Here is a 24,984-nt window from a genome sequence, read left to right on the forward strand (position 1 = left end):
CCTGAATGACTCGCAAAGGACGCTAGAGGTACTGTTCACTTCTGTCTAGACATTTCTGTACAGTTCGGGTTTGACGCCGTGCAAAATATCAAATCTGCGCACTCGGCCGTGCCTGAATTGTGTTGTACCATGCCTGCGTCGCCGTATTTTCTTCGGGGATGCGCATCTTGATGACCCGCGCGAAATCGACAAATACAAACGTGGTGATATCGGCCAGAGTGAACTCTTCCCCGGCCATGAAATCACTCTCACTTAAGTGAGGCTCCAGCAGATCAAAGAAGGCGCTCACACGCGCTTTGCCCCGTTCTGCCAGTTCGGGGATTTGCTCATAATTCTTGGGCCCAATGATCGCGCGGCCTTTGAACGCGGGATGCATGTTGCGCAGCGCATCTGCGATAGGGGCCCCGCATTGCTGTTCAGCAATAGCGGTCCACATCAAAACCTTGCCCTTCTCATCCGCGGTTCGCCCCATCAACGGAGGCTCTGGAAAGCGCGCCTCCAGATACGCTGCGATACCTAGGTTTTCGGTGAGCGTCGCGCCTTCATCTGTGACCAATACCGGGATCGTCGCCCCTGGGTTTACGGCGCGAAACGCGTCGCTCATCTGCTCGCCCTTGGCGATTGAGATGTCTCGGGTTTCAATCTCCAGCCCCTTTTCCGCGATAAACATCCGGGCGCGCCGGGGGCTTGGCGCGGTCGAGCAATCGTAGAACAGCATATTTACGATCCCTTCTGAAACTTCATGCCTCAGACGTTAGACCAGCCCACCGTCGCAGCGCGAGTCAGATCGCAAAGTGACCCAATGGCAGATCAACGCCGATAGATGAAACAGCGTCCTTCCACCGCACCTTCGGGCAGTGGCAATTCGGTCAGCGCTTCAAAATACATTCGATCACTCGACACCATGTGCCCACCCTGTGCCAGAAGTGGTTCGATCAATGGCGAAACGAGGCGGGCAAATGCATCGTTCTTTTGTCGGTTGTGCCCACCAAGATCGGCATGGATCAGACTGGCAGTCGCGCCAAATCGCGCGACAGATGCAGGCAATGTCTCACGCACATCACCAAGAATCACCAGATCATCCGGCGGCGTCGAATCGGGATGAGACGCAACAGCCCGTTCGAAAACATATACCGGCCGGCCCTGAATATGCTGCATCATGTGGTGATAGGTGCGCCCATTGCCCAGCCCCAGTTCAAACACCGGGCCGGGCTGGCCCGCTGTTTGAGCGATCGCGAAATCCAGACAAGCGCGTTGCGAGACCATGCGGTCGATGAACAGATCCAGGCGACTTTGAGCTTCCGGCACAGCTATAACCTCTATCTATAGAAACGACACCTTATCTGTGCCCTGCGATCTGGTAGTGGCAAATTCTCAAGGGAATGTGTAGCCGCGCCGCAAAGAATTCACGAATTCGCGACAATTCGGGTAAAGAAGGTGTTTGACTACGCCGCCCCAACCGCGCGAAACTGCGCAAAAAAGACAGGGAGTTCACAAAGCCGATGTTTTCTAACGGCCAGACGGGTGGAAAACCCGCATGAGTGCGTTGTTGTCCGTTCGCGATCTCAGCATCGGCTTTGGCACGGGTCCTTCCGTTGTCCAGGATGTCAGCTTTGAGGTCGAGGCCGGACAGACACTTGCATTGGTTGGAGAATCTGGATCGGGCAAGACGATCTCATGCCGGGCTGCGTTGCGCATTCTACCGCGCACAGCTCAGATCCGCAGCGGAACGATCACGCTGAACGATTCCAAAGGCACGGCTAATCTGACCGAGCTAAGCGAACGACAGATGCGCAGTATTCGCGGCAATCGGGTCTCCATGATTTTTCAGGAACCGATGCGGTCCCTGTCGCCGCTTCACAAAATCGGAAATCAGGTCAGTGAAGTCCTTTGGCTGCATCGCGGCGCATCCGAGGCACAGGCCCGCAAAGAAGTTCTGACCCAGTTTGAAAGGGTCGGTTTCCCGGACCCTGCCCGCGCCTATGACAGCTATCCGTTCGAGCTGTCCGGCGGAATGCGACAGCGAGCCATGATCGCCATGGCCATGGTGTCCAAGCCCGAATTGCTTATCGCGGATGAACCAACCACGGCGTTGGACGTGACCACCCAAGCGCAGGTTCTTGGGCTTATCAAAGAGCTACAGCGTGAAACCGGTATGGCTCTGATCCTGGTCACCCACGATCTGGGTGTCGTTGCCAACATGGCCGAACAGGTTGTTGTTATGCACAAGGGCCGCGTGATGGAGGCAGGTCCGGCAGCGCCCATTTTGAATGATCCGGCCCATCCCTACACACAACAGCTGTTCGACGCTGCGCCTGAGATACCGGATCAGGATTCCGTCGGCATTCCGATGCCCGAGGAAGACTTGATTCTACAGATGACCGGGGTTTCCAAGACCTACACGATGCGATCCAGCAAAGGCTGGAAGGCTGATAAACTGATCCATGCCTGCCGGGGCGTCGACATGAAGCTGGCGCGCGGCAAGACGCTTGCGATCGTTGGCGAAAGCGGGTCTGGCAAGACAACCGCCGCCCGGATCGCCTTAGGCGCTGAACTGCCAGATCCCGGCGGCGAAGTTTTATTCCGAACAACCAAAGACTCCGAACCAATTACGGTTCACAAGATGACCCGGGCTGAACGCACCGCCTTTCAGCGCAAGGCGCAAATGGTGTTTCAGGATCCCTACAGCTCCCTGAGCCCACGGATGCGCATCCAGGATGCCATGACCGAGCCGATGGAAATACATCGCATCGGCACTGTATCCGAACAGCGCGACAAAGCGGCCGAAATGCTGCAGCGTGTCGGGCTGAACGCCGATATGCTGAAACGCTATCCGCATGCGTTCTCAGGTGGGCAGCGGCAACGTCTGTCTATCGCAAGAGCGATGATGCTGGACCCAGCGCTGATCGTTTGTGATGAGCCGACCTCGGCCCTGGATGTCTCCGTTCAGGAACAAATCCTTACGTTGCTTGAAGATTTGCAAGACAGTTTGAACTTGTCTTATCTGTTCATCTCACACGATCTCGCTGTCGTCGCGCGTATCGCCGACGAAGTCGCTGTGATGCGCAGGGGTCTTGTGGTCGAACAAGCTCCGCCCGAAACTCTGTTCTACAATCCACGTCATCCCTATACCAAAGCGCTGATCGCCGCCCAGCCTGAGCCGGATATCAATCGCCCGATCGACCTGAAACTGGTTGCACTGGGCGCTGGTTCGCCCGACAGTTGGGATGACGCCTTTAGATTTTCCGACTCCGTGATACCTTCTTTGGTAGAGTTGGAGCCCGGCCATAAGGTACGCTGCCATGTTTAAGACCACTCACCGACTGTTTCTCGCTGCATCGATTGCAGTTGCAGGCATATTGCCCGCCGCTGCGGAAATTCCAACCAATCTTCAGGAAAGCACGTTCTGGCAAAGCGATGTTGAAAGCGGCAGCCTTCCACCTATTGCCGAGCGCATCCCACAAGACCCTCTGATTGTTGATCTGGCCGCAAAAGGACGAGAATTCGGCGCGCCCGGTGGTACGCTTCGTACGATGGTCACCCGATCAAAAGATATCCGGCAGATGGTTGTCTATGGTTACGCAAGGTTGGTGGGATTTGATCAGGAATACAACATTGTACCCGATCTGCTGGCGTCATTCGAAAACGACGGCAATCGGAAGTATACCTTGTATCTGAGACCCGGCCACAAATGGTCGGATGGTACTGCGTTTACGTCTGAAGACTTCCGCTATTGGTGGGAGGACGTGGCAAATAACGAATTGCTCAGCCCCTCAGGTCCTCCGGACTTTTTGTTGGTTGAAGGCAAGCCCCCTACGGTAACCTTCCCCGATGAAACAGCCGTTGTGTTCGAGTGGGACGAGCCCAATCCAGACTTTCTGCAATCTCTTGCTCAGGCACGTCCGCCGTTTATTTACCGTCCGTCGGAGTTTCTTAAAAAATATCACGAAAAGTTCGCTGATCCTGAAGAGCTGGCATTTCAGGTCGAAGATGCACGGGTCAAAAGCTGGGCAGCCCTGCACAACAAACTGGACAACCTGTATAAGTACGACAACCACGAACTGCCAACATTGCAGCCATGGCTCAACGCCAGCTCGGGCAAGAAAATCCGGCACAGCTTTATCCGTAATCCCTACTACCACCGGGTGGATTCGAACGGGGTGCAGTTGCCCTATATCGATGTAGTTGAAATGGAAATCGTCGCGCCGGGTCTGGTCGCGGCCAAGGCTAACGCGGGTGAAACCGACTTGCAAGGTCGTGGGCTGGCCTTCCGCGATGCTTCGATCCTGAAAAAGGGTGAAGCCGAAGGCGGCTACAAGACACTCTTGTGGAAAACAGGCGTGGCATCACAGATCGCGATCTATCCTAACCTGAACTACACCGACGATGCATGGCGGGACGTTCTGCGTGACGTACGCGTGCGTCGGGCGTTATCGCTGGCTATTGACCGCAACACGATCAATCAGGCGCTTTATTTCAAACTGGCCCAGCCCGGAGCCATGTCGGTTCTGCCTGCCTCGCCTTTTTACGACGAAGCCAACGCAAAGGCCTGGGCGCAGTATGACGTCGAATTGGCGAATGCTTTGCTTGATGAGGCCGGTTTGGCTGAGCGTGACAAGAATGGCATCCGCTTGTTGCCCGATGGACGTCCGATGGAGCTGATCATCGAAACTGCGGGCGAAAGGCAAGAGGTTGAAAACGCACTTCAGATCGTAACGGATACTTGGCGTGAGATTGGCGTCGACCTTGTCATGCGCCCGTTGGACAGGGATATCCTGCGCAATCGGGTCTTCTCGGGCAATACCATGGCCTCAGTCTGGTTCGGCTGGGATGACGGCATCCCGCAAAGCCACACTTCTCCTGCCTATCTTGCGCCGACCGATCAAGTCTTTCTGGCCTGGCCTAAATGGGGCCAATACTATCAGACCAACGGCGGATCGGGTGAGCCGCCAGACATGCCCGAGGCGGAACTCCTCATGAAGCTGGCCCATGATTGGGAGATCGCAACCAGTGACGAAGAACGCGAAGCTGTCTGGTCTGAAATGCTGAAAATCCACGCGGACCAGCTGTACGCCATCGGCATCCTGAACGGCGCGCCACAGCCAATCGTCGTGTCGAACCGTCTGCGCAACGTGCCTGAACAGGCCATGTGGGCGTGGGAACCCGGTGCGCATTTCGGCATTCATCGTCCGGACGAGTTCTTTTTCGTCGACTGATCAGGAGCAGCTAAATGGTCATGCTGCGCTATGCGGTGTATCGCTTTTTCACGATGCTGCTGACTCTGTTGGTGGTTTCGGTTCTGATCTTTGTGATCATCAACCTTCCGCCCGGAGACTACCTGAGCAACCAGATTGCCGAACTGCAGGCTTCGGGACAGTCCGCCGGTGTCGCCAAGGCTGAATTTCTGCGCAAAGAGTATTCTCTGGATCGGTCCCTTCCGGAACAATACCTGATCTGGATGGGCTTCTGGCCAGGCCCACACGGGTTTGAAGGCCTGTTGCAGGGTAATTATGGCTGGTCCTTCGAATTTGACCGCCCCGTGCGCGAGATCGTGGGCGATACGCTGTGGTTGACGGTTGTGGTCAATCTGGCTGCCATTCTATTCGTCTACGCCGTTGCTTTGCCTTTGGGAGTCATCGCTGCGGCCAGATCACGGACCTGGATCGATTATACTTCGGCCTTTGTCGGCTATCTGGGCCTTGCGACGCCGAACTTCCTGCTGGCGCTGATCCTGTTCTACTATGGCCATCGCTATTTCAACCTGCCCATCGGCGGACTGATGGACCCTTCCTTTGAGGGGCAGCCGATGAGCTGGGACAAGCTGAAATCCATCCTTGTCCACCTGATCGTTCCGACCTTCGTCATCGGCACCTCGGGTGCGTCGGCCATGATGCAACGTCTGCGCGCCAATATGCTGGATGAGCTGGGCAAACCTTATGTCGAAACAGCCATCGCCAAGGGTATGTCGCCATCGCGGATGCTGACAAAATACCCGTTGCGCGTGGCCTTCAATCCCTTTGTCGCGGATATCGGCAACCTGCTGCCATCGATGGTCTCAGGATCGGTTCTGGTTTCTGTTGTTCTTGGCCTTCAGACCATCGGCCCGACCTTGCTAACGGCACTAAAAACCCAGGACCAGTTCCTTTCGGCGTTCATCCTGATGTTCGTGGCCCTGTTGACCCTGATCGGCACCATGATCTCGGATATCTTGTTGGTCATGCTTGACCCACGCATTCGGTATGAGGGGCGCGAAGCATGAGCAAACGCCCCGACGGTCGTTATGTCGACGAAGCCCCATTCGACCCGCAAGCTTCGATCCAGCAGCTTGAGCGTGCGGACCTCGACGCTCCCAACTGGGTGCTGGTCTGGCGCAAGTTCAAAACCCACAAGCTGGGCCTGATTTCAGGCATCTTCCTGCTATTTTGCTACCTGATGCTGCCATTTGCAGGGTTTGTTTCCCCGTACGGACCCAATGACCGGAACGGAGAGCATCTCTATGCCCCGCCCCAATCCGTTAACTGGTTCCATGAGGGCAAGTTCATCGGCCCCTATGTCTATCCCATTGTGGCCGAGGCGGATCTTGAAACGTTCCAATGGAAATTCGTCCCCGACACCGAAGACCCGCGCCCGATCCGTTTCTTCTGTGAGGGTTCTGAATACAAGCTTGCAGGTCTGATCAAATCCGACACCCACCTGTTCTGCGCGCCCGAGGGGGCGACGCTGTTCCTTTGGGGCTCGGATCGACTGGGTCGTGATGTGTTCAGCCGTATCCTCTATGGCGCCCAACTGTCGCTCACCGTGGGTCTGATCGGCATTTCAGTCTCGTTCTTCCTTGGTATCCTGTTTGGATCAATGGCCGGGTATTTCGGAGGGCGCATCGACTGGACCATCAACCGCGTGATCGAAATTCTGCGCTCGCTGCCGGAATTGCCCCTCTGGCTGGCCCTATCCGCAGCGGTGCCCTCGAATTGGAGCCCCGTTGCGGTGTTCTTCATCATCTCGATCATCCTCGGTATTCTCGATTGGCCCGGTCTGGCCCGTTCGGTGCGCGCCAAATTCCTGTCGCTGCGTGAAGAGGAATATGTTCGAGCCGCTGAGATGATGGGCGCAAGTTCAGGCCGGGTGATCCGTAAGCACCTGCTGCCCAATTTCATGTCGCATCTGATTGCCTCGGCCACACTTTCGATCCCTGCGATGATCTTGGGTGAGACGGCCCTCAGCTTCCTTGGCCTTGGCCTGCGCGCGCCAGCAGTCAGTTGGGGGGTTATGCTGAATGATGCACAGAACCTAGCCTCAATCGAAATCTATCCCTGGACTGCGATCCCAATGCTGCCGATCATCGTGGTCGTATTGGCGTTCAACTTCTTGGGTGACGGTTTGCGCGACAGCCTGGACCCCTATCAACAATGAGCTTGCTTTCTGCTCTCCCCTCACCTGAAACCTATCGGGTTTTTGGGGAGGGCACGCGACCCAGTGCCTTTGCGGTGTCCGAGCTTGCTACAGCAAGTTTCGCCACGGTGGGGCAAGAGCTGTCACGCCTTGTGACCGGCATGAACCTATCGTCGGAACCTCCTGAAATAACCGTAGATCACCGTCTGGCCTCGCTGTGGTATGGCTGTTCATTCAAACCCAAAGGCTGGGACATGCCCAACCTGTGGGACGCGATCGCGGGCGATTATCAGGGCGCAGATGGGTGGATCAGGTTGCACACAAACTTGCCTCATCACCGTGCCGCTGCCCTCAAGGTCTTGCAGGTCGAAGCTGATCGGTCAGCGGTAGAGCGTGCCGTCCGAGGCTGGGTTGTCGCTGAGCTTGAAGCCGCGATTGTGGCTGAGGGCGGTGTCGCGGCCGCGATGCGCAGTCGCGCGGATTGGCATGAGCACCCTCAAGGGCGAATTCTGGTCCGTGAGCCATTGATCGGATGGCAAGGCCCGCGCAACGCAAAGCTTCGAGATCGGCCTCAGGCCACCGCTGCGCTCCCGCTTGCGGGGCTGCGCGTGCTTGACCTGACCCGTATCTTGGCCGGCCCGGTTTCAACACGGACACTCGCGGGTTTTGGGGCTGAAGTGCTGCGGATCGATCCCCCCGACTGGGATGAGCCCGGCGTCATCCCTGACATTTCACTGGGTAAGCACTGCGCCTATCTGAATCTGAAATCACCTGACGGAATAAGTCAGCTCAAAGAACTTCTGACCCAAGCGGATGTCTTTGTTCATGGATATCGCCCCGGGGCATTGGACGCACTTGGCCTGAACAAAGCCGCGCGCGACCAGCTGGCGCCGAACCGGATCGAGGTCACGCTTGACGCCTATGGTTGGCAAGGCCCATGGGCTGCGCGCCGCGGCTTTGACAGCCTCGTGCAGATGAGCGCCGGAATCGCGCATGCGGGGATGGATTGGGCCGGAGCTGACAAGCCGACCCCCTTGCCCGTACAGGCATTGGATCATGCAACCGGATACCTGATGGCCGCTGCCGTGATGTCCGCCTTGGCCGAGGCCGCATCTCGCCAGACTGTCATGGACGCCCGGCTTTCGCTCGCACGAACTGCTGAGCTTTTGGCAAACCTTGCCAAAAGCGACGCCGACAAAGATATCACACAAGCCCTGCCAACAGATTATGCGGATAAACCCGAACCCTCGGGCTGGGGGCCCGGTCATCGATTGAAACCAGCTCTGACAGTCGGAACCGCCCAGATGAACTGGACACTACCCGCATCCAAACTTGGAACGTCACAACCCGTCTGGCCATCGCTTTCAAATTAGACCAACCGCCGCGCGACACGCGCGGCCCGGCCCAACGCTTTGGCTGGCGTCTCGTCAGAGACACGAACCAAAGGGGCGGGAGCCGCCCTAGCGGTCGTCGCCTCCGGGTCCGATATCGTCCAAATAATCTTCGTCAATCGCAGCCTGTACAGCCCCTGTGACCGCCTCGCGCTGTTTTGGCGTCAGGTCTTCGGCCTCCTTGTCATCCGCCAGCCGCACCGTGACTTCCCGGTGCGCAAAACGGATGCCTTCGCGGGCAAACAGCTCGCGAATATCCTGATACACTTTCTTACGCACCAGCCACTGATCGCCTGGTTTGGTCATGAACTTGACCCGGATAATCATCGCCGAATCCTGCATCTCGATCACGCCCTGTGATTTCAATGGCTGGATGAAGTTCTCACCGATCACCGGATCGCTCAGCAATTCCTGCCCCAGCTTTTTGATCAGCTTCCGCACTTTCTCAACATCCGTGTCGTAAGTCACCCTCAGCGGCAACTTCATGATCACCCAATCGCGGGAATAGTTGGTCAGCACTTTGATCTCACCGAAGGGAATCGTGTTGAGCGCACCCAGATGGTGGCGCAGTTGGAATGACCTGACCGAGATCTTCTCGACCGTCCCCTTCACGTCGCCGATATCGATATATTCACCCTTCCGGAACGCGTCATCCATCAGGAAAAACGCGCCCGAGAAGATATCCCGCACCAAAGTCTGTGACCCAAAGCCAACCGCCAGGCCAACAACACCAGCGCCCGCAAATAAGGGGCTGACATTGATCCCCAACTCCATCAGCACGATCAGCGCGATGGTCACAACCACTACAGCCAAAATAGCGCCGCGGAACAGAGGCAGCAGAGTGGCCAACCGGCTCTGGCCACCTTCGCCTCCTTCGTCACCTAATTCGGCTTCTGCGCCGCCATCATCCGTTTCTTCCGCGATCTTGCTGTCGATCCAGACTCGGAAAAAGTGAAACAAGATATAGCCGATGAACAAGATCACCATCACATCCAACGCCCGCTCGATCGGCAGATCTTCGGACCAATTGGCCTGCGGGTTCCAGATGACCACAAGCGCATAAAGACCCACGACAAACGCCAAAATGCCCGCTACGCGGCGGGCCAGGTCTTCATAGGTTATTATCGCATGTTTGCGCTTCTCAGCCTGTGGTGTCTCAACCACAACCTCGTCTTCGATCAGCTCTGCCTGCTCGTAATCGGCATTTAGGGCCTCAATCTGGCGATTGCGGTCAAAGTACCGTTCGAGCAGATAGTTCATCGCACCGTAGGCGACGACGACCGACATGAAGATCGCATAGCTGCTTGCCACGATTGGTATGGAATCCTGAACTTCCAGCACCAGATCAACGGCCAGCTTCAACCAGCTAAACACCATGTAAAGCACGAGAACAGGCGCCCAGGCGAAAGAGATGAATTTCAAAATCCATGACACCTGATCCGGGGCACGCCCACCGCGAATTGCATTGGAGATCGCGCGCGCATTGAACAGGATCATCAGCACGTTGCCCAACGCCCCGACCAGTGTCAGACTGCCATAGACCAACGCATAGACGTTGTAGTTCAGCCCAAAATCCGCCACCCAGGTCGCAAACAGCACAACCGAGATGTCATATGTCGCAAGCGCCGAAGCCCAGAAATACAAGCGCTTAGCGTCCCGGTCCGAAAAAGGTGGCAGGCGGTACTGGCTCAGGTACGGCGAAAGCACCATCCGCCACAAATCAGATACCGTGCGCGACAGGAAAAACGCCGTGAAGATCGCTGTGACAGTAAACTGGATCGAGATGTCTTCAGCTTCGCCAAAAAACAGATACCCCACGATCAACGCCATAAGCATGGCAAAGATCGTGCCCCCAATACCCATCACGAAGCGATAAACCAGGAACGGCATCTTTTCGCGATAACCTACGGGGTTTTCCTTGATGCGTGCGACAACCCAGCGTTTTGCGATGCGCTTACCGTAGATTTCAGTCGATAACCAACGGCCAAACAACAGGAACAGAATGTTCAAAACCAAGACTTCGATGTAAGTTTGGATACGCCCGTCTGGGCTTGTTTGCCTGAGGATATATTGCACCTCGAATACCGAGTAGGGCAGCGCCTCCATCCGTGAACGGACGGAATCACGAAATTTCGAAAACCGCTCCTGCGCTCTCATAAGCTGAGAGCCCTCAGCCATTGGATCGGCATTACTGGCGTCAGCTGTTGCACTGCCGCTATCGCCTGCCGCCGAAACCACCTGACCGGCGCTGTCGATGACGATAACGCTTGCACCCGCTTCGGTCGCTGAACGAATGGCGGCTGCCAGATCGCTATCCGATGCCTCCGTGCTCTCTTCGTTGCTTGATCCGGTTGGGTATCCCGGAATAAGCGAGGTCTGCGCAGCCGCCTCGTTAACAAAGGCCAGCGTTGCCGCCCAAATCACCAGAAACAGCCCGGCCAGAACATTCATTTTCATCGTGTGTCGCATCCAATTCACAATTGTGGCCAACCCTATAGAACCTCGAAGGGCTGTTCAAATCTTCCGCACATCCTTTATCAACATCGTGAGAGCACGTGTTCCCAGCGCAATGAATGGGATAAGGTGTTTCCAAGCCAACAAAAATTGAATATGACCGCCTAAGACGCCCAACATCCAACCTATCATGTGCCCGCATAGCTGTCGTACTGGGTGTGACATTGAGCGTCGGCTACTTGGGGTCGATTATGCTGTTGCCTATTCGCAATGTTTGGCGCATTTGGGCGGCAAAATATGTGCCTTTGGCAAGCGGGGGCCGTTAAAATACGATAATCAGGTGCAGACGCGCGGAGTAGCACCAAAACCGAAACAGGCGAAGGTATGAGCCTAGGTAGTAAAAACGAAAATCACATCCGCGCCCCGCGCATCCTGCTATACAGTCACGATACGTTCGGTCTCGGTCATTTGCGCCGCTCTCGTGCTCTGGCCGCCGCGATTACGCAAGCCGATCCAGAGGCCTCGGCTCTCATCCTTACCGGTTCGCCTGTCGCCGGGCGATTTACGTTTCCGCGGCGGGTTGACCACGTCCGCTTGCCCGGCGTCACCAAACGTGCCGATGGATCATATGCTTCTCAGACCATCGGGATGGGTATCGATGACGTGACCGAGCTGCGCGCAAGCCTGATCCAAACCTCGGTCGAACAGTTCCAGCCGGATGTCCTGATCGTTGACAAGGAACCGACCGGTTTTCGCGGTGAGTTGCTGCCGACACTGGAGTATCTGGAAAATTCGGGCACAGCCAAAATGGTTTTGGGCCTGCGTGACGTCTTGGATGAACCCGAAGTGTTGGCCGCCGAATGGGATCGCAAAGATGCTATATCGGCAACCGAGCGGTTCTATGATGAGATCTGGGTCTACGGCCTACGCTCGGTTTACGATCCAACGCAAGGCCTTCCACTCAACCGAGCAACGCAACAGCGCTTCCACTGGACAGGGTATCTGCGGCGCGATCTGGGACCTGTCGGCGAACCCCCTGAGCAGCCTTATATCCTGATCACGCCTGGCGGCGGTGGCGATGGCAAAGCGATGGTCAATCTTGTTCTGTCGGCCTACGAAAAGGACCCAGACCTGTCGCCTCGCGCAGTGCTGGTTTATGGGCCGTTCCTGTCAGGCGAGCTGCGTGAAGATTTCGAAACCCGCGTTGCCGCCCTGGATGGCCGGGTGACCGCGGTTGGCTTTGAATCCCAGATCGAAACGCTGTTCGCCGGGGCCGCCGGCGTGGTTTGCATGGGCGGCTACAATACGTTCTGCGAGGTGCTGTCTTTCGACAAGCGCGCCGTCATTGTCCCGCGCACGACCCCTCGGCTTGAGCAATGGATTCGGGCCTCTCGCGCCGAGGATTTGGGGCTGGTGCGCATGCTGGATGAAAACCGCGATGGCTTAACGGCAGATGCTATGATCCAAGCGATCCGCAATCTTCCACATCAGCCGCTGCCCTCACAAGCCATTCGTGCCGGGCTGTTGGACGGATTAAGTTACGTCACCCATCGCATCAACGCGTTGCTGGGCGCGGAACAAAAGCGCGCCACCGGATGACGACCACAGCCCCCAAGCTGGCGGTGCTGGTCAAAGGCTGGCCGCGCCTGTCCGAAACGTTCATCGCTCAGGAACTGGTGGCGCTGCAAGAGGCAGGGCATAGCTTTGATATCTGGTCGCTGCGCCATCCGACCGATACCAAACGCCACCCTCTGCACGACCGCTTCGAGGGGCAGGTGCATTACCTGCCGGAATATCTGTATGACGAGCCTGCGCGGCTGGCGGCCGCGCGCGAGATTGCTTCTCGCCTGCCCGGATATGTCCAAGCCTACCAGGTCTGGCGGAAAGATCTTCGCCGGGACCCGACCCATAACCGAATTCGCCGGTTTGGTCAGGCCTGCGTATTGGCTGCGGAACTGCCCGATCAAACGCGGGGGCTGTATGCGCATTTCATGCACACCCCGTCTTCGGTTGCCCGTTACGCGTCGATCATGCGCGGCCTGCCTTGGAGCTTTTCCGCGCATGCCAAGGATATCTGGACCTCGCCAGACTGGGAAAAGCGGGAGAAACTGCAACTGGCCACTTACGGTGCCACATTTGGAGCCACCTGCACCGCCATTGGCGCTGCGCATTTACGCGATATGGCCGACGATCCGGAGCGGGTTGAACTGATTTATCACGGGCTGGATCTGTCGCGTTTTCCGGCACCTCCCCAGCGGGGCATACGTGCCGCGAATGCACCGTTTCACATGCTGTCGGTTGGGCGATTGGTTGAAAAGAAAGGCTTTGACCGCCTTCTCCAAGCTTTCGCGCTGCTTCCCAAATCACTGAATTGGCACTGGACCCATATCGGCGGTGGAAATCTGAGCAAAAAGCTGAGCGCACAAGCCGAGGCCGCAGGGCTGTCCGATCGGATCACGTGGATGGGGGCCTGCGACCAACCCGAAGTCATTGCCGAGATGCGCCGCGCCGATCTGTTTGTCCTGCCCAGCCGGATAGCTGCCGACGGCGACCGCGATGGTTTACCCAATGTCTTGATGGAAGCCGCTTCCCAGCGCCTACCGATCCTGTCAACGCCGGTGTCGGCCATCCCGGAATTCATCGAAACCGGCATCCACGGTCTGTTGTCTGCAGATGACCCGAACTCGCTGGCCTCGGCTATTGCGGATCTCGCCCAGAACCCGGCCAAAACCGCAATGATGGCTGAGGCCGCCTATGATCGGCTGATCGCTGACTTCCGCATGGACCCCGGCATTCGCCGCCTATCCCAACGGCTAAACGCCTTGTGCGCGGACGGCCCCTAATGGCGCGGGTGGCTTTCTATGCACCGATGAAGTCCCCCGACAGTCCCAAGCCCTCGGGCGACCGCGAAATGGCCCGCAACCTGATGCAAGCCCTCGGCGCTGAGGGAGACATTGTTGAGCTGGCCTCGCAGTTGCGGATTTACGACAAAGCAGGCGACTGCGCGCTTCAGGACGAATTACGTCGCAAGGCAACGGCCGAAGCTGCACGACTGGCTGAGGAACTGCCCTCTGACACGAATCTGTGGGCGACTTATCACAACTACTATAAGGCTCCTGATTTGCTTGGCCCAGCGGTGAGCCGCACCAGGGGGATACCTTATGTGCAGCTGGAAAGCACTCGAGCGACCAGTCGACTGAACGGTCCATGGGCTGATTTCGCCCAAGCCGCACATGACGCTTGCGACGCTGCTCAGGTAATCTTCTACCACACCGCCAATGATCTGATCACGTTAGAGCGGGAACGGTTTGGGACCCAGGCGCTGATCGAGTTGCCTCCGTTTTTGCCCATCACAGACGTGCCCCCTGCGTCGACCCGTGATGGTCCGATGCTAACGGTCGGTATGATGCGACCGGGGGATAAGCTGGCCTCCTATACCATTTTGGCTGATACGCTGGATTACCTGACCGCCGATTGGGCGCTGGATATCGTTGGCGACGGCCCTGCCCGATCCGAGGTTGAGGCGCTGATGGCACGGTTCGGAGCGCGTGTTCGGTTTCTGGGTCAGCTTGATCGGGATGCTCTGCAAGCCCAATACCGCCAAGCATCCATATTCGTATGGCCCGGAGTCAACGAAGCGTATGGCATGGTCTACCTAGAAGCTCAGGCCTGCGGAGTGCCAGTTGTCGCACAAGATCGCCCGGGCGTTCGGGATGTGTTGATGCCTTCCGATCACCCCAACGTCGGATCAGGAGCCAGAGGGTTGGCCGCATGCATTCAGACATATTTGGGCGATCCTGACCTGCGCCAGTCTGAGGGCGATCGCGCCAGCGCCTATGTCAAACAACGCCATCTCATGCCATCAGCCACCCAACGGTTCTGGACGGCGGTGCGGCCTTTGTTGGAGAAAAGCTCATGACCCGCCTCGCCCTTTTGCGCCATGGACACACAGATTGGAATCGCGCGGGTCGCATTCAAGGACGTAGCGATATTCCCCTGGACGCCGATGCCCGCACGGAACTTGCAGGCTTTTGCCTGCCGCCGCCGTGGGACGTGGCCTCGATCTGGTCCAGCCCACTGAGCCGCGCTTCTGAGACCGCACAGTTGGTGTCGGGCAAAGCGCCCAAAACATCACCTGCGCTGACCGAGATGAACTGGGGCGATTGGGAAGGGCAACGTGGTGTTGATCTGATCGAAATCCCCGACAGCGGCTATCGTCATATCGAGGACTGGGGCTGGGAGTATCGCCCACCAAACGGTGAAAGCCCGGTTGAGCTTTGGGCGCGGATCGCGCCTTGGCTGTCAGAGCTGGAAGGCGACATTCTGGCTGTCTGCCACATCGGTATCATGAGGGTGATACTGGCCAAGGCTTGGGGCTGGAACTTTTCTGGCCCCGCCCCGTTCAAGATCAAACGCAACCGGCTGTTTGTCGTAGACTTGGATAAAATGCGGCCAGAACCTGAACCTATCCGTCTGCTTTCACGAGAGATCTGATCATGAAGGTGATGATCATCGTGACCCATTTGTTAGGCACCGGCCATCTAAGTCGGGCGCTCACCTTGGGGCGTGCATTCGCAAACAAGAAACATGAGGTTCTGGTTGTTTCGGGCGGCATGCCTGCGCCTCAACTAGACACGCGCGGGCTGTCATTACTGGGTCTACCGCCGCTGCGATCAGATGGCACAAACTTTACGCGCCTGCTTGATCAAAATGGCCAGGTTGCTGACGCCAGCTATTTCGAGGCACGCACAACCGGGCTAATCCAGGCGATACGCAGCTTTGAGCCGCAGATTCTGATCACCGAGCTTTACCCGTTTGGGCGTCGCTCGCTTACCGCAGAGTTCCTCGCCGCGTTAAAAACAGCCCGGGCGCTACCGCACGCGCCTGTTATTCTGAGCTCGATCAGAGACATTCTTGCTCCTCCTTCGAAGCCCTCAAAAGCAGTCCAAACCGACGAGGTTATCGCGGAGTATTTCGACGGCGTCTTGGTTCATTCCGATCCGAAAATAACATCGCTCGACGTCAGCTGGCCTGTCTCATCGCAATTGGCATCACGGTTGCATTACACCGGCTTTGTCGCCCCAACCGCGCCATCCAGCCATCCGGACGGGATCGGACAGGGTGAAATAATGGTTAGTGCAGGCGGGGGATCTGTCGGCCAACCGATCTTTCAGGCCGCCATTGAGGCCGCCCGAAATATGCCCAACAGGCGTTGGCGCCTGTTGGTGGGCGGGCAGGACGCCAAAGCACGAATTACCGAGCTTTCGCGAATTGCTGAGGGCACTTCGGTCATTCTTGAAACGGTTCGCCCGGATTTTCGCCAGATGTTGCCCCTTGCTGCAGCCTCAGTCTGCATGTGCGGATACAATACGGCGATGGACCTTCTGCAAAGCGGAACCCCGGCCGTGCTCATCCCGTTTGATGATGGAAATGAGGTTGAGCAGGGATTGCGCGCGCACTCGCTCTCGCAACTAGATGGAATTGAAGTGCTGAACAGTTCCAAATTATCCGGCGCCTCGTTGAGCGAGGCTTTGGACCGCGCCTTAGCGGCAGCCACCCGCCCCGCTTTGCGAGAGGGTTTTGATGGCGCACACCGCTCAGTTGAGATCGCAACGGGCTTGTATGAGAACAGCCGATGAAACCTGATTGGCACCCATTGCATATCGAATTGCAGCGTTGGCAGGATCAAGGGCTGACGCTGCCAATATGGTGGCGCGATGACGACGCGATCACGGTTACTCCGCAGCTTGAAATCCTCACTGATATGTCCGCTGAACTTGGGCTTCCCGTCCATCTGGCGGTGATCCCACGCGACGCAGAGGAGACGTTGGCGGATTATGTTGCAGATCACCCCAACCTGATCCCAGTGGTTCATGGCTGGGCCCATTTGAATCATGCACCCGAGGGCGAGAAGAAGGCCGAGTTTCGGCTGCACCGGCCTCTTACTTCTGTCGTTTCAGATGCAGAGAACGGGCTATCCCGCCTGCAAGCCCTGTTCGGCGATCAACTACGCCCGATGTTTGTACCCCCGTGGAACCGGATTGACCCGGATGTAACGGCTCACCTTTGCGGGCTCGGCTATAAGGTTCTGTCCACCGCAACGCCCCGACAAAAACCACAAGCCGCACCCGGACTTGAGCAGGTAAACTCGCATCTCGATCCCATCGATTGGCACGGAACACGCGGTTTGATTGAACCTCAGCAACTGATCACGCAAACGGTTGAGTTGCTGCAGAACCGGCGCGCAGGACGGGCTGACAATGCCGAAGCATTTGGGGTGTTGACGCATCACCTGGTCCATGATCAGGACATCTGGACATTTACACAGAATCTGTTGCGCAGGCTGCTTGATGGACCGGGTATTCCCTGGACTGCGCCGCGCAACTGAACTCGCAAGGAGAGCCCGAATGAGCCGACTGGATTCCATGCTGCGCCGCCTGACAGCGCAACGCGATGGGCTGAACTGGGCTGCAGCGCAAATCGATGAGATGGACGGAGACGTTCTGGATCTGGGGCTGGGTAATGGACGAACCTACGACCATTTGCGTGAAATCCTGCCCGCGCGCCGTATTTGGGTGATGGACCGCGTCTTACAATGTCACCCTGACAGCACCCCGCCTGCAGAAGATTTCTTGCAGGGCGAGGCCGAGCCAATGCTGCAGAAACTGGCAGAAGCTGGGCGAACAATCGCGCTGGCGCATTATGACTTCGGCCGCGGGATCAAAGCGGAAGATGTCGCCGAGGCCGCGCGCCTCAGTTCGCTGATCGAAAAGGTCATGCGGCCCGGAGGCTTCCTGATTTCAGGACAGCCTTTAGTGGGTTTCGCTCAGGTACAAGGCCCTGAGACGATCGCGCCAGATCGGTATCTGTTCTATCGAGTCTGAACAGGGTTTGAATTCTACCACGTCGCGGATATACGCCATCGCAACCGCACATCTACATGAGGCCAATCATGAGCTTTGATCGTTCCATCAAGATCGCCCCTTCGATCCTGTCCGCCGATTTTGCCAATTTCGGGCAAGAAATTCAGGCTATCGAAGCACAAGGCGCGGATTGGGTTCATGTGGACGTAATGGACGGGCATTTTGTGCCTAACCTCACCTTTGGTCCCCCTGCGGTCAAAGCGTTCCGTCCGCATGTGAAGACCGTCATGGATGTGCATCTGATGATCTCCCCCGTCGATCCATATATCCAAGCCTATGCCGATGCAGGTGCGGACATCTTGACCGCACATTTCGAGGCTGGGCCACACGCACACCGCACGCTGCAAGCCATTCGCGCGGCAGGAATGAAAGCCGGCATTGCACTGAATCCGGGCACACCAGCAGAAGCGGTCGAGCATCTGCTGGATCTAACCGATCTGGTATGTGTCATGACCGTCAATCCCGGATTTGGCGGACAGAAATTCATCGACATGACCACCAAGATTCAGCGCTTGCGCCAGATGATCGGAGACCGCCCGGTGCATATTGAGATCGACGGCGGCGTCGATCCCAAAACCGCGCCACTGGTGGCAGCAGCGGGCGCAGATGTGCTGGTTGCCGGATCGGCAGTGTTCAAGGGTGGATCAGTTTCAAACCCCGAAGTCTATGGTGAAAACATTCGGGCCGTCCGTACCGCTGCTGACAGCTCGCTGAACTAAGCGCTGGCCCTCCCGCCAGTCATCGATGTTTCTGACGAAACATTTCTTCCTGTTGGGCCCGGCATCGCGCAACGCGCGATGCCGGGCCCAAGGTGGCTAGCAATATTTGAGAAGCAAATGTTGCGCGGGCGCAGGAGCATTCACCCTACGCGGTCAGTTTGCTTTGTTTAAATCATCAAAGCAGCGGCTTTCAGAGACCAACTGTTCCAGCAAAGGTGCAGGTTGCCAGTAATAAGCGTCTTCCCCGGACCACTTATAGATATCATCCAACACGTTCGACAAACCTTGCAAATCAGCCCATTTCAGAGGTCCGCCCCAATAGCGCGGAAAGCCGTAGCCGTAGAGCAAAGTGATATCCACATCCAGCGGTCTGCGCGCGATGCCGTCGCCAACCACTTTTGCCGCCGCATTCACCATCGCAACCATATACCGGCGCACAATTTCGGCGTCCGTAAACTCCCGAGGAGATATATTCTGCGCGGCACGCTCAGCCTCGATCAGACCCAATACTTCGGGGTTTGGCTCGCCACCGCGTTTGCCCTGTTCGTAAACGTAGTAGCCCTTGCCTGTCTTCTGACCAAATTGCCCGGCCTCACACAGCTTATCCGCATAGAAGCTATCTCGTACTCGGGGATCCTGTCCCGCCTCCCGCTTTCGCTTACGCGCGGCCCAACCGATGTCCAATCCGGCCAGATCAGAGACTGCATACGGTCCCATCGCAAATCCAAATCCGGTCAGTGCGGCATCGATCTGAAATGGGCTCGCCCCGTCCAACACCATATGATCCGCACAAGTCCGATAGGTGCTTAAGATGCGGTTACCGATGAAGCCATCACACACGCCGGCCCGGACCGACACTTTTCCCAATCGCTTGCCCAACGCAAACCCAGTCGCCACGACCTCTGGCACCGTGCGGTCCGCCACAACGATCTCGAGCAGTTTCATCACGTGAGCAGGTGAGAAGAAATGCAGACCAATCACATCACCCGGTCTGTCAATAGATGCCGCAATTTCATTGATGTCCAAATACGAGGTATTGGTCGCCAAGATGGCCCCGCCTTTGCAGACCGCGTCAAGCTGCGCAAATACTTGCTTTTTGACGTCCATGTCCTCGAAGACTGCTTCGATCACCAGATCAGCCCCGCCCAGTGCGTCGTATTCGGTGGCCAAGGTCAGCCGGTGCTGCAGTATCTCCGCATATTCTTGCGGGCTCAGTTTGCCGCGTTTGACGGCACCAGTCAGATTGGCTTCGATCCGGTCTTTCGCCGCTTGAGCAGCTTCGCGCGACATCTCAAGCAGGACCACGGGTAATTTCGACAGCAAAGCAGACGTCGCGATCCCTGCACCCATCGTGCCTCCGCCGATGACACCGATCTGGTCGAGAGATCGGGGCTCTACTCCCTTTAGCTCTGGCAGCTTAGAAACAGCACGCTCTGCAAAAAAGGCGTGGATCAACCCTTTGCGCTGATCCGACTCCATCAGCTCCATGAACAATTCCCGTTCACGTCGCTGTCCAGCGGCAAAATCTTCGGCTTCACAACTGGCCTGAATCGCACGCACGGCTATCGCAGGAGAAAGCTGACCTCGCCCCTTCTTCAGTACCGCGTCATAAGCGGCGTCAAAATCAATTGGTGTGGGTCGGGGCATGTCACAAACCGGTCGGCGAGGAGCCCCGGCGTTGAGTAATTCCTTTGTATAAGCCAAACCGATTTCCCGCGGATCACCTTCCTGAACCTTGTCTAAGACACCCAATTCCAGGGCCTCCCGCGCCTGAACATGCCGTCCAGTCGTTATCATGTTCAAAGCAGCCTCAACCCCTGCGACACGCGGCAGGCGCTGAGTTCCCCCTGCACCAGGAATGATACCCAGATTGACCTCGGGCAATCCCACCTTCGCTGAAGGTACGGCAATGCGGTAGTGACAAGAAAGCGCGACCTCTAGCCCTCCTCCAAGGGCTGTGCCATGCAAAGCCGAAACAACCAACAACGGGGACGCTTCGATGCGATCACAAAGGGCAGGTAACCAAGGGTCCAGCGGCGGCTTACCAAACTCGCGAATATCTGCGCCGGCAAAATACGTCCGGCCCTCACCATAGATCAAAACTGCGCGCGCGCCCTCTGCCTCGGCGCGTTCGATCCCCAACAACAACCCACGGCGCACATCCACACTAAGCGCGTTAACGGGTGGATTTTGCGCCGACAACACAACAATATCACCCACTCTTTCAAACCCGATAACCTGGGACATGTGTTCGTGACTCCTTTGGCGAATTGTTTAGCTGGTCGTGGTTTCAGAATTTCCTGAAGTTCAGGCATCCTTAGAGTGGCCCGATCTGTGCTCATATTCAACTATATTTTCGACCGAACGTTCGGTTTATTTGATTTTTCTCTAAAGTGGTTTAGGGGGGTGAGCCAGTTTAGACAGGTGCTATGGTAGCCAAACCGAACCGAAAGCCCTTAAAAACAAGGTCGAAATGCATTTGGTGGTGAAAATCGCATTTTAGACGGAATGTTCAGTATACGCTCATTTTGGCGTGCCAAATGAGACAGAGTGAGCGGAAAATGAGAAGGACCGACACTTAGAGTGTCCGACCGATCCAGACAACGCGGCCAATTGGGTGGAACTGGTCCATATCGTCGGCCTCGATTGTAAACTCGCCATAGTCCTTGTTATCAGACTTCGCAATGATGAGGTTGGGAGTGACGAACAGGCGTTTCACAAAGACGTCCTGACCGAACGTGAAGCCATAGATCGCCGAGGTGATCGACTTCGACGCAGACGACGTGTCGATCATAAGCAAATCCCGGTCTCTCATAGTTGGTTCCATACTCTCGCCACGCGCATCCACGATAATCATATCCTTCGGGTCGCGCTGCAGGTAGCGCTCGAAGAAATCGTCATTGAACGGTATGTGATTCAGAATTTCCGAGCGCTCGACAAAACTGCCATGTCCCGCTGACAACTGAATATTATGCCTTGGAATAAGTGTAAGTTCCTTTGAGCAGGATTCACCATAGAGTTTGGCCCACGCCCAGTTGCGAGCCATTCCAAGTTGACACCGGCAGTGTCAGAAATCGTAACCAATTTGTCGACTGATTGTCGCGATCCTTCGAGGACACCCTTCAGTGTGCTGTACGGAACTCCGATCAATCGAGCGAATTCACGTTCGGGACGATTGGCAAGCAATCCCCGAACTCGATCTGCGACAGATTCCATTTCCAAGTGTCGTCCCATAAGCGACAGAATGCGCCTCAGCGACACAATCTGATTTTACATTTAAAAACAAAGTTCTACGCCATTTGATCGTATTTACGTTCATGTTCATGCTCAGAGGCGCGTTAAACATCCACGAAAAACCGCCCAGAGCAGAACATAGGATGAGCAGATGAACCAGAATGCCCATAACTGGCATCCTGCCGACATTCTGGCAGCCGTGCAGAAACAGGGGCAAAACCTTGCCTCCATTGCACGCGCCAGCGGCATTGCCCCCGAACCGTCAGCAAAGCTCTTCAGAAGCCCTGCCACGCAGGAGAGCAGGTTATCGCAGAGTTCCCAGGCAGAGCCGCCCACGAGATCTGGCCAAACCGGTATGACAAAGCTGATATCCCGCTTCATCCCCGCATCCGTAAGCAATTTAACGCGCCTATCGGCACGAAAACCAGTCAAAAAATGGCGGTAGTTTGAACATGGCGCGCCTGTATCTCGTCCGTCTGACCGATGAAAGAACAAAGACGCTGTTCAGTGTGAATGAATCCGCCATCGCCGAGGTAATTACGGGCATCGCATTCATAGTGCTGATTTTGGCGGTGTTGTTCGGCCCTTTCGTTTTGGGCTGCCTTCCCGCGGTTGACGCAGCATGGACCGGAGGGCTGGAGTAATGCCACGGCCCCGCGATCCCAACACCTTGGATATGTTCACCGATTGGCAGCCGCCGCAGGTTGCGGTGACATTACCACCGGAGGTCACAACAGGCGGCAATCTTGCCAGCCAGATTGCGCGTGCGGTGAGCCGGGCATTGAAGGCTTCTGACTTAGGTCGCGATCAGATCGCCGAGGCGATGTCTGACTATCTCGGCGAAGATATCAGCAAGAACATGCTGGACGCTTGACCATTGCAGGCGGCAAGCTGGTTATAAATGGTGATCTGGAAATTACGAACAACGTGACAATCTCCGGAGATTTGGTGGTTGGCGGAGATACGACCCTGAAAGACACCTCAATCAACGGTGTGACACAGGTGGGAGACTAATAGCCTCAAAACGGCTGACTAGACAGAGCGATCAATGGTGATAGGATTATCTGTGGGCCACGCAGAGTTTGTATGGTGGCTAAAGTTCTCAATACTCCATTCATACGCCGATTTTAGTATCTTCAGGTTTGGCCCATTTTAGAAAGGAAAAAATCATGACAAATATTGAACTCAACGACCAAGATCTTGATGCCTTTGTGGATACTGTATCCGGAGAAGACTTCACCGTGACGTTTGATGCGGGAACAGCCGAACGCTTGGGACTTCCAGAAAAGCTGGGTTTTTGCGAGTATTGGCCAATCGCCAAAGCGATATTGACTACGCTTGCGGCAAAAATTGGCTTTCCTGGTAACGTGATTGTCGGGACGTTGATCCAATTTGGCGACCGCAAATATGAAAAAGATTGCCAATAGGCGTCTGTTTGCATTCGATTGGGAATGCCCATGCTGTGAAACAGCTACAGTAGATACCCCTGATACCTGAACTGAGTTCAGGTATCTTACGCTACCTTAGATCCGGCATCACCATGCCATGCTGGATCGGAACACCATCACAAATGTACATTGGCAGTCCAAACGCACGGCTGAAGGGCCTGTGTGGGGGGAGATCGCGCCCGATCTTGAGGATCTGGCACAAGAAATCCGCCAATGCATTCTCACGCCCACGGGATCAGTGCCGCTGAACCCGGAAAAGGGATTTGATCTGGACCGATACAGCGACCGACCCATGAGGGCTTCACGCTGCGGATCATGCCGAGCGGGCGAAAAACCATGGCGGCAATGGTCCAGGATTACCAAGGAACAATGCGCACGATCACTATCGGCACCTATGGAGAGATGACAATCAAGGAAGGCCGCGAACGGTGCCGTCAGATCGCCTATGGTTTGAAGTATGGGGGCGAAGATTTCGAGATGCCTATTGGCTCCGAAAAAGGCGATCCCACGACCCTCAAACAACTCTTGGACGAAGTGCAGCCTGTTTTTGCAAAAAACAAAAAGGGCTGGCGCCGCCGTGGTGGCCCCAAGTCCAAAGCAAATATGCGCAGCACATCCGGTGTTTGCGGCAGTAGTTTGCGAGCATCATGAGCACTTGACCGCTTTGCTTTCGCTTGTAGGCCAGAATATCCAGTTTTTCAGATTGCATGATCAGTTTCCTATTTCTCTGTCGAAAGGAGATAGGGAAGGCGTACAACGGATAAAAAGCTTCGCATTTTATCCCCGCCAACCTGATCAAGGGAATGGCACTGTTTTCAATTCGGCACTCGGTAAAGACATTTTCGGAGAAGCGCACGGACGAATCCCGTGCAGCCAAGCCAGGTCAGACAGCGGCTCATCTCCGCTATATCACCCGCCCAAAAGCTGCGCGCGTGGTGCCGCAGGAGCGGTTATCTGCCAACACTCACCCCGAGGCTGCTGCCTACGCCGAAGATGAGGCTCAGAGGCGCAAGGGTCGCGTCTGCGAGCGGTTGTGATTGCCCTGCCGGTCGAGGCTTCACCGAAGCAGAGAGAAGCTCTGACGCATGCGTTTGCGGAGAGGTTGAGCAAAGGGACGGCTGGGTATGTTGCAGCCATACACGACCAGCACGGCAATGACGCCCAAAACCCCCACGCTCATTTTGCGTTCTTCGATGTGCAGCAGAAGACCGGAGGGAGAGGTAGGCCCAAAAGCACCCTTGGTCTTGCCCGAAAGAACGCCATCGAAAATACCGCCAAGATGTGGGCCAATCTTCATAACGAGATGATGCGTGGATGGGGCTTTGGCCCGGATTCCGAGATTAGCCACTTGTCCTACGCAGATCGTGGAATCGACAGGATTCCCACGTTCCACGAAGGAGCAAGCGCCCGGGCAGCCCCGAAGGGT

24 protein-coding genes and 3 pseudogenes are annotated in these 24,984 nt (G+C 56.3%); 21 read left to right on the forward strand and 6 right to left on the reverse strand.

Annotation, left to right across the window (positions count from 1 at the left end):
* Positions 1 to 88 precede the first annotated feature (88 nt).
* Together ACR0B3_RS13905 and ACR0B3_RS13910 are read right to left on the reverse strand one after the other, a co-directional pair.
* Entirely contained in the window at positions 89 to 718 is a 630-nt protein-coding gene (locus tag ACR0B3_RS13905; RefSeq protein ID WP_480809597.1) for a glutathione S-transferase family protein, read from the reverse strand.
* 92 nt (positions 719 to 810) lie between these two features.
* Positions 811 to 1,308, reverse strand: coding sequence for a class I SAM-dependent methyltransferase (locus tag ACR0B3_RS13910; protein WP_480809598.1), 498 nt, complete (start codon positions 1,306 to 1,308; stop codon positions 811 to 813).
* Positions 1,309 to 1,537: 229 nt separating this feature from the next.
* Here ACR0B3_RS13910 and ACR0B3_RS13915 point away from each other — a divergent pair, with 229 nt between their 5' ends.
* The 5 genes from ACR0B3_RS13915 to ACR0B3_RS13935 are packed head-to-tail and all read left to right on the forward strand — an operon-like array spanning position 1,538 to position 8,762.
* Positions 1,538 to 3,310 (forward strand): ABC transporter ATP-binding protein, encoded by a 1,773-nt coding sequence (locus ACR0B3_RS13915; RefSeq protein ID WP_170721517.1) that lies wholly within the window; start codon positions 1,538 to 1,540, stop codon positions 3,308 to 3,310.
* The gene (locus ACR0B3_RS13920; protein ID WP_480809599.1) at positions 3,303 to 5,216 is read left to right on the forward strand and encodes an ABC transporter substrate-binding protein; all 1,914 of its coding nucleotides are present in this window, start codon (positions 3,303 to 3,305) and stop codon (positions 5,214 to 5,216) included. The genes ACR0B3_RS13915 and ACR0B3_RS13920 overlap by 8 nt, the downstream gene beginning before the upstream one ends.
* Before the next feature lie 14 nt (positions 5,217 to 5,230).
* Positions 5,231 to 6,259, forward strand: coding sequence for an ABC transporter permease (locus tag ACR0B3_RS13925; RefSeq protein WP_170397654.1), 1,029 nt, complete (start codon positions 5,231 to 5,233; stop codon positions 6,257 to 6,259).
* Positions 6,256 to 7,410, forward strand: coding sequence for an ABC transporter permease (locus ACR0B3_RS13930; RefSeq protein WP_480809600.1), 1,155 nt, complete (start codon positions 6,256 to 6,258; stop codon positions 7,408 to 7,410). The genes ACR0B3_RS13925 and ACR0B3_RS13930 overlap by 4 nt, the downstream gene beginning before the upstream one ends.
* Positions 7,407 to 8,762, forward strand: a complete 1,356-nt coding sequence (locus ACR0B3_RS13935; protein ID WP_480809601.1) for a CoA transferase — start codon at positions 7,407 to 7,409, stop codon at positions 8,760 to 8,762. The genes ACR0B3_RS13930 and ACR0B3_RS13935 overlap by 4 nt, the downstream gene beginning before the upstream one ends.
* 87 nt (positions 8,763 to 8,849) lie before the next feature.
* Here the strand turns inward: ACR0B3_RS13935 and ACR0B3_RS13940 are convergent, their stop codons facing one another.
* Entirely contained in the window at positions 8,850 to 11,237 is a 2,388-nt protein-coding gene (locus ACR0B3_RS13940; RefSeq protein WP_480809602.1) for a mechanosensitive ion channel domain-containing protein, read from the reverse strand.
* 381 nt (positions 11,238 to 11,618) lie between these two features.
* Here ACR0B3_RS13940 and ACR0B3_RS13945 point away from each other — a divergent pair, with 381 nt between their 5' ends.
* The 8 genes from ACR0B3_RS13945 to rpe all read left to right on the forward strand — a co-directional run bounded on the left by ACR0B3_RS13945 (position 11,619) and on the right by rpe (position 18,876).
* Positions 11,619 to 12,833 carry a glycosyltransferase family protein gene (locus tag ACR0B3_RS13945; protein ID WP_480809603.1) on the forward strand — a complete coding sequence of 405 codons (1,215 nt, stop codon included), beginning with the start codon at positions 11,619 to 11,621 and terminating at the stop codon, positions 12,831 to 12,833.
* A complete protein-coding gene (locus ACR0B3_RS13950; protein ID WP_480809604.1) occupies positions 12,830 to 14,077 on the forward strand; it encodes a glycosyltransferase family 4 protein in 1,248 nt (415 codons plus the stop codon). Before ACR0B3_RS13945 ends, ACR0B3_RS13950 begins: the two co-directional genes overlap by 4 nt.
* Positions 14,077 to 15,153 carry a glycosyltransferase family 4 protein gene (locus ACR0B3_RS13955; RefSeq protein WP_480809605.1) on the forward strand — a complete coding sequence of 359 codons (1,077 nt, stop codon included), beginning with the start codon at positions 14,077 to 14,079 and terminating at the stop codon, positions 15,151 to 15,153. The genes ACR0B3_RS13950 and ACR0B3_RS13955 overlap by 1 nt, the downstream gene beginning before the upstream one ends.
* A complete protein-coding gene (locus ACR0B3_RS13960; protein ID WP_480809606.1) occupies positions 15,150 to 15,728 on the forward strand; it encodes a histidine phosphatase family protein in 579 nt (192 codons plus the stop codon). Before ACR0B3_RS13955 ends, ACR0B3_RS13960 begins: the two co-directional genes overlap by 4 nt.
* 2 nt (positions 15,729 to 15,730) lie before the next feature.
* A complete protein-coding gene (locus tag ACR0B3_RS13965; protein WP_480809607.1) occupies positions 15,731 to 16,873 on the forward strand; it encodes a glycosyltransferase family protein in 1,143 nt (380 codons plus the stop codon).
* Complete coding sequence (locus tag ACR0B3_RS13970) at positions 16,870 to 17,622, forward strand: polysaccharide deacetylase family protein (RefSeq protein ID WP_480809608.1); 753 nt, start codon at positions 16,870 to 16,872, stop codon at positions 17,620 to 17,622. Before ACR0B3_RS13965 ends, ACR0B3_RS13970 begins: the two co-directional genes overlap by 4 nt.
* 19 nt (positions 17,623 to 17,641) lie before the next feature.
* Positions 17,642 to 18,118: a class I SAM-dependent methyltransferase gene (locus ACR0B3_RS13975; protein WP_480809609.1), complete on the forward strand. Its 477-nt coding sequence runs from the start codon at positions 17,642 to 17,644 to the stop codon at positions 18,116 to 18,118.
* Positions 18,119 to 18,186: 68 nt separating this feature from the next.
* The gene (gene rpe / locus ACR0B3_RS13980) at positions 18,187 to 18,876 is read left to right on the forward strand and encodes a ribulose-phosphate 3-epimerase (RefSeq protein ID WP_480809610.1); all 690 of its coding nucleotides are present in this window, start codon (positions 18,187 to 18,189) and stop codon (positions 18,874 to 18,876) included.
* 153 nt (positions 18,877 to 19,029) lie between these two features.
* Here rpe and ACR0B3_RS13985 read toward each other — a convergent pair whose 3' ends face one another.
* The 3 genes and pseudogenes from ACR0B3_RS13985 to ACR0B3_RS13995 all read right to left on the reverse strand — a co-directional run.
* Entirely contained in the window at positions 19,030 to 21,123 is a 2,094-nt protein-coding gene (locus tag ACR0B3_RS13985) for a 3-hydroxyacyl-CoA dehydrogenase NAD-binding domain-containing protein (protein ID WP_480809611.1), read from the reverse strand.
* A gap of 331 nt (positions 21,124 to 21,454) precedes the next feature.
* A complete protein-coding gene (locus ACR0B3_RS13990; RefSeq protein WP_480809612.1) occupies positions 21,455 to 21,922 on the reverse strand; it encodes a S24 family peptidase in 468 nt (155 codons plus the stop codon).
* 35 nt (positions 21,923 to 21,957) lie between these two features.
* Positions 21,958 to 22,110, reverse strand: a pseudogene (locus tag ACR0B3_RS13995) (hypothetical protein); the annotation flags it as partial.
* A 151-nt stretch (positions 22,111 to 22,261) separates the two neighbouring features.
* On the opposite strand from ACR0B3_RS13995, the pseudogene ACR0B3_RS14000 reads away from it, so the two are divergent.
* The 8 genes and pseudogenes from ACR0B3_RS14000 to ACR0B3_RS14035 form a co-directional block, all read left to right on the forward strand.
* Positions 22,262 to 22,560 (forward strand): annotated as a pseudogene (locus tag ACR0B3_RS14000) (helix-turn-helix domain-containing protein).
* Between the two features lie 2 nt (positions 22,561 to 22,562).
* Positions 22,563 to 22,754, forward strand: coding sequence for a hypothetical protein (locus tag ACR0B3_RS14005; protein WP_480809613.1), 192 nt, complete (start codon positions 22,563 to 22,565; stop codon positions 22,752 to 22,754).
* Positions 22,754 to 22,984, forward strand: a complete 231-nt coding sequence (locus ACR0B3_RS14010) for a hypothetical protein (RefSeq protein ID WP_480809614.1) — start codon at positions 22,754 to 22,756, stop codon at positions 22,982 to 22,984. The genes ACR0B3_RS14005 and ACR0B3_RS14010 overlap by 1 nt, the downstream gene beginning before the upstream one ends.
* The gene (locus ACR0B3_RS14015) at positions 22,981 to 23,124 is read left to right on the forward strand and encodes a hypothetical protein (RefSeq protein ID WP_480809615.1); all 144 of its coding nucleotides are present in this window, start codon (positions 22,981 to 22,983) and stop codon (positions 23,122 to 23,124) included. Before ACR0B3_RS14010 ends, ACR0B3_RS14015 begins: the two co-directional genes overlap by 4 nt.
* 155 nt (positions 23,125 to 23,279) lie before the next feature.
* Positions 23,280 to 23,537, forward strand: a complete 258-nt coding sequence (locus ACR0B3_RS14020; protein ID WP_480809616.1) for a hypothetical protein — start codon at positions 23,280 to 23,282, stop codon at positions 23,535 to 23,537.
* A gap of 297 nt (positions 23,538 to 23,834) precedes the next feature.
* Positions 23,835 to 24,209, forward strand: coding sequence for an Arm DNA-binding domain-containing protein (locus ACR0B3_RS14025; protein ID WP_480809644.1), 375 nt, complete (start codon positions 23,835 to 23,837; stop codon positions 24,207 to 24,209).
* Between the two features lie 152 nt (positions 24,210 to 24,361).
* Positions 24,362 to 24,595: a hypothetical protein gene (locus tag ACR0B3_RS14030; protein WP_480809617.1), complete on the forward strand. Its 234-nt coding sequence runs from the start codon at positions 24,362 to 24,364 to the stop codon at positions 24,593 to 24,595.
* Positions 24,592 to 24,915, forward strand: a pseudogene (locus ACR0B3_RS14035) (MobA/MobL family protein); the annotation flags it as partial. The gene ACR0B3_RS14030 and the pseudogene ACR0B3_RS14035, both read left to right, overlap by 4 nt.
* Between the last annotated feature and the right edge of the window lie 69 nt (positions 24,916 to 24,984).

The sequence above is a fragment of the Ruegeria sp. CE9 genome, from assembly GCF_056537425.1.

Coding starts and splice junctions, on each gene's coding strand:
- ACR0B3_RS13905 (WP_480809597.1), bottom strand. CDS start 718: ATGCTGTTCTACGATTGCTCGACCGCGCCAAGCCCCCGGCGCGCCCGG.
- ACR0B3_RS13915 (WP_170721517.1), top strand. CDS start 1,538: ATGAGTGCGTTGTTGTCCGTTCGCGATCTCAGCATCGGCTTTGGCACG.
- ACR0B3_RS13920 (WP_480809599.1), top strand. CDS start 3,303: ATGTTTAAGACCACTCACCGACTGTTTCTCGCTGCATCGATTGCAGTT.
- ACR0B3_RS13925 (WP_170397654.1), top strand. CDS start 5,231: ATGGTCATGCTGCGCTATGCGGTGTATCGCTTTTTCACGATGCTGCTG.
- ACR0B3_RS13930 (WP_480809600.1), top strand. CDS start 6,256: ATGAGCAAACGCCCCGACGGTCGTTATGTCGACGAAGCCCCATTCGAC.
- ACR0B3_RS13935 (WP_480809601.1), top strand. CDS start 7,407: ATGAGCTTGCTTTCTGCTCTCCCCTCACCTGAAACCTATCGGGTTTTT.
- ACR0B3_RS13940 (WP_480809602.1), bottom strand. CDS start 11,237: ATGAAAATGAATGTTCTGGCCGGGCTGTTTCTGGTGATTTGGGCGGCA.
- ACR0B3_RS13945 (WP_480809603.1), top strand. CDS start 11,619: ATGAGCCTAGGTAGTAAAAACGAAAATCACATCCGCGCCCCGCGCATC.
- ACR0B3_RS13950 (WP_480809604.1), top strand. CDS start 12,830: ATGACGACCACAGCCCCCAAGCTGGCGGTGCTGGTCAAAGGCTGGCCG.
- ACR0B3_RS13955 (WP_480809605.1), top strand. CDS start 14,077: ATGGCGCGGGTGGCTTTCTATGCACCGATGAAGTCCCCCGACAGTCCC.
- ACR0B3_RS13960 (WP_480809606.1), top strand. CDS start 15,150: ATGACCCGCCTCGCCCTTTTGCGCCATGGACACACAGATTGGAATCGC.
- ACR0B3_RS13965 (WP_480809607.1), top strand. CDS start 15,731: ATGAAGGTGATGATCATCGTGACCCATTTGTTAGGCACCGGCCATCTA.
- ACR0B3_RS13970 (WP_480809608.1), top strand. CDS start 16,870: ATGAAACCTGATTGGCACCCATTGCATATCGAATTGCAGCGTTGGCAG.
- ACR0B3_RS13975 (WP_480809609.1), top strand. CDS start 17,642: ATGAGCCGACTGGATTCCATGCTGCGCCGCCTGACAGCGCAACGCGAT.
- rpe (WP_480809610.1), top strand. CDS start 18,187: ATGAGCTTTGATCGTTCCATCAAGATCGCCCCTTCGATCCTGTCCGCC.
- ACR0B3_RS13985 (WP_480809611.1), bottom strand. CDS start 21,123: ATGTCCCAGGTTATCGGGTTTGAAAGAGTGGGTGATATTGTTGTGTTG.
- ACR0B3_RS13990 (WP_480809612.1), bottom strand. CDS start 21,922: ATGGCTCGCAACTGGGCGTGGGCCAAACTCTATGGTGAATCCTGCTCA.
- ACR0B3_RS14005 (WP_480809613.1), top strand. CDS start 22,563: ATGGCGCGCCTGTATCTCGTCCGTCTGACCGATGAAAGAACAAAGACG.
- ACR0B3_RS14010 (WP_480809614.1), top strand. CDS start 22,754: ATGCCACGGCCCCGCGATCCCAACACCTTGGATATGTTCACCGATTGG.
- ACR0B3_RS14020 (WP_480809616.1), top strand. CDS start 23,280: ATGACAAATATTGAACTCAACGACCAAGATCTTGATGCCTTTGTGGAT.
- ACR0B3_RS14030 (WP_480809617.1), top strand. CDS start 24,362: ATGGCACTGTTTTCAATTCGGCACTCGGTAAAGACATTTTCGGAGAAG.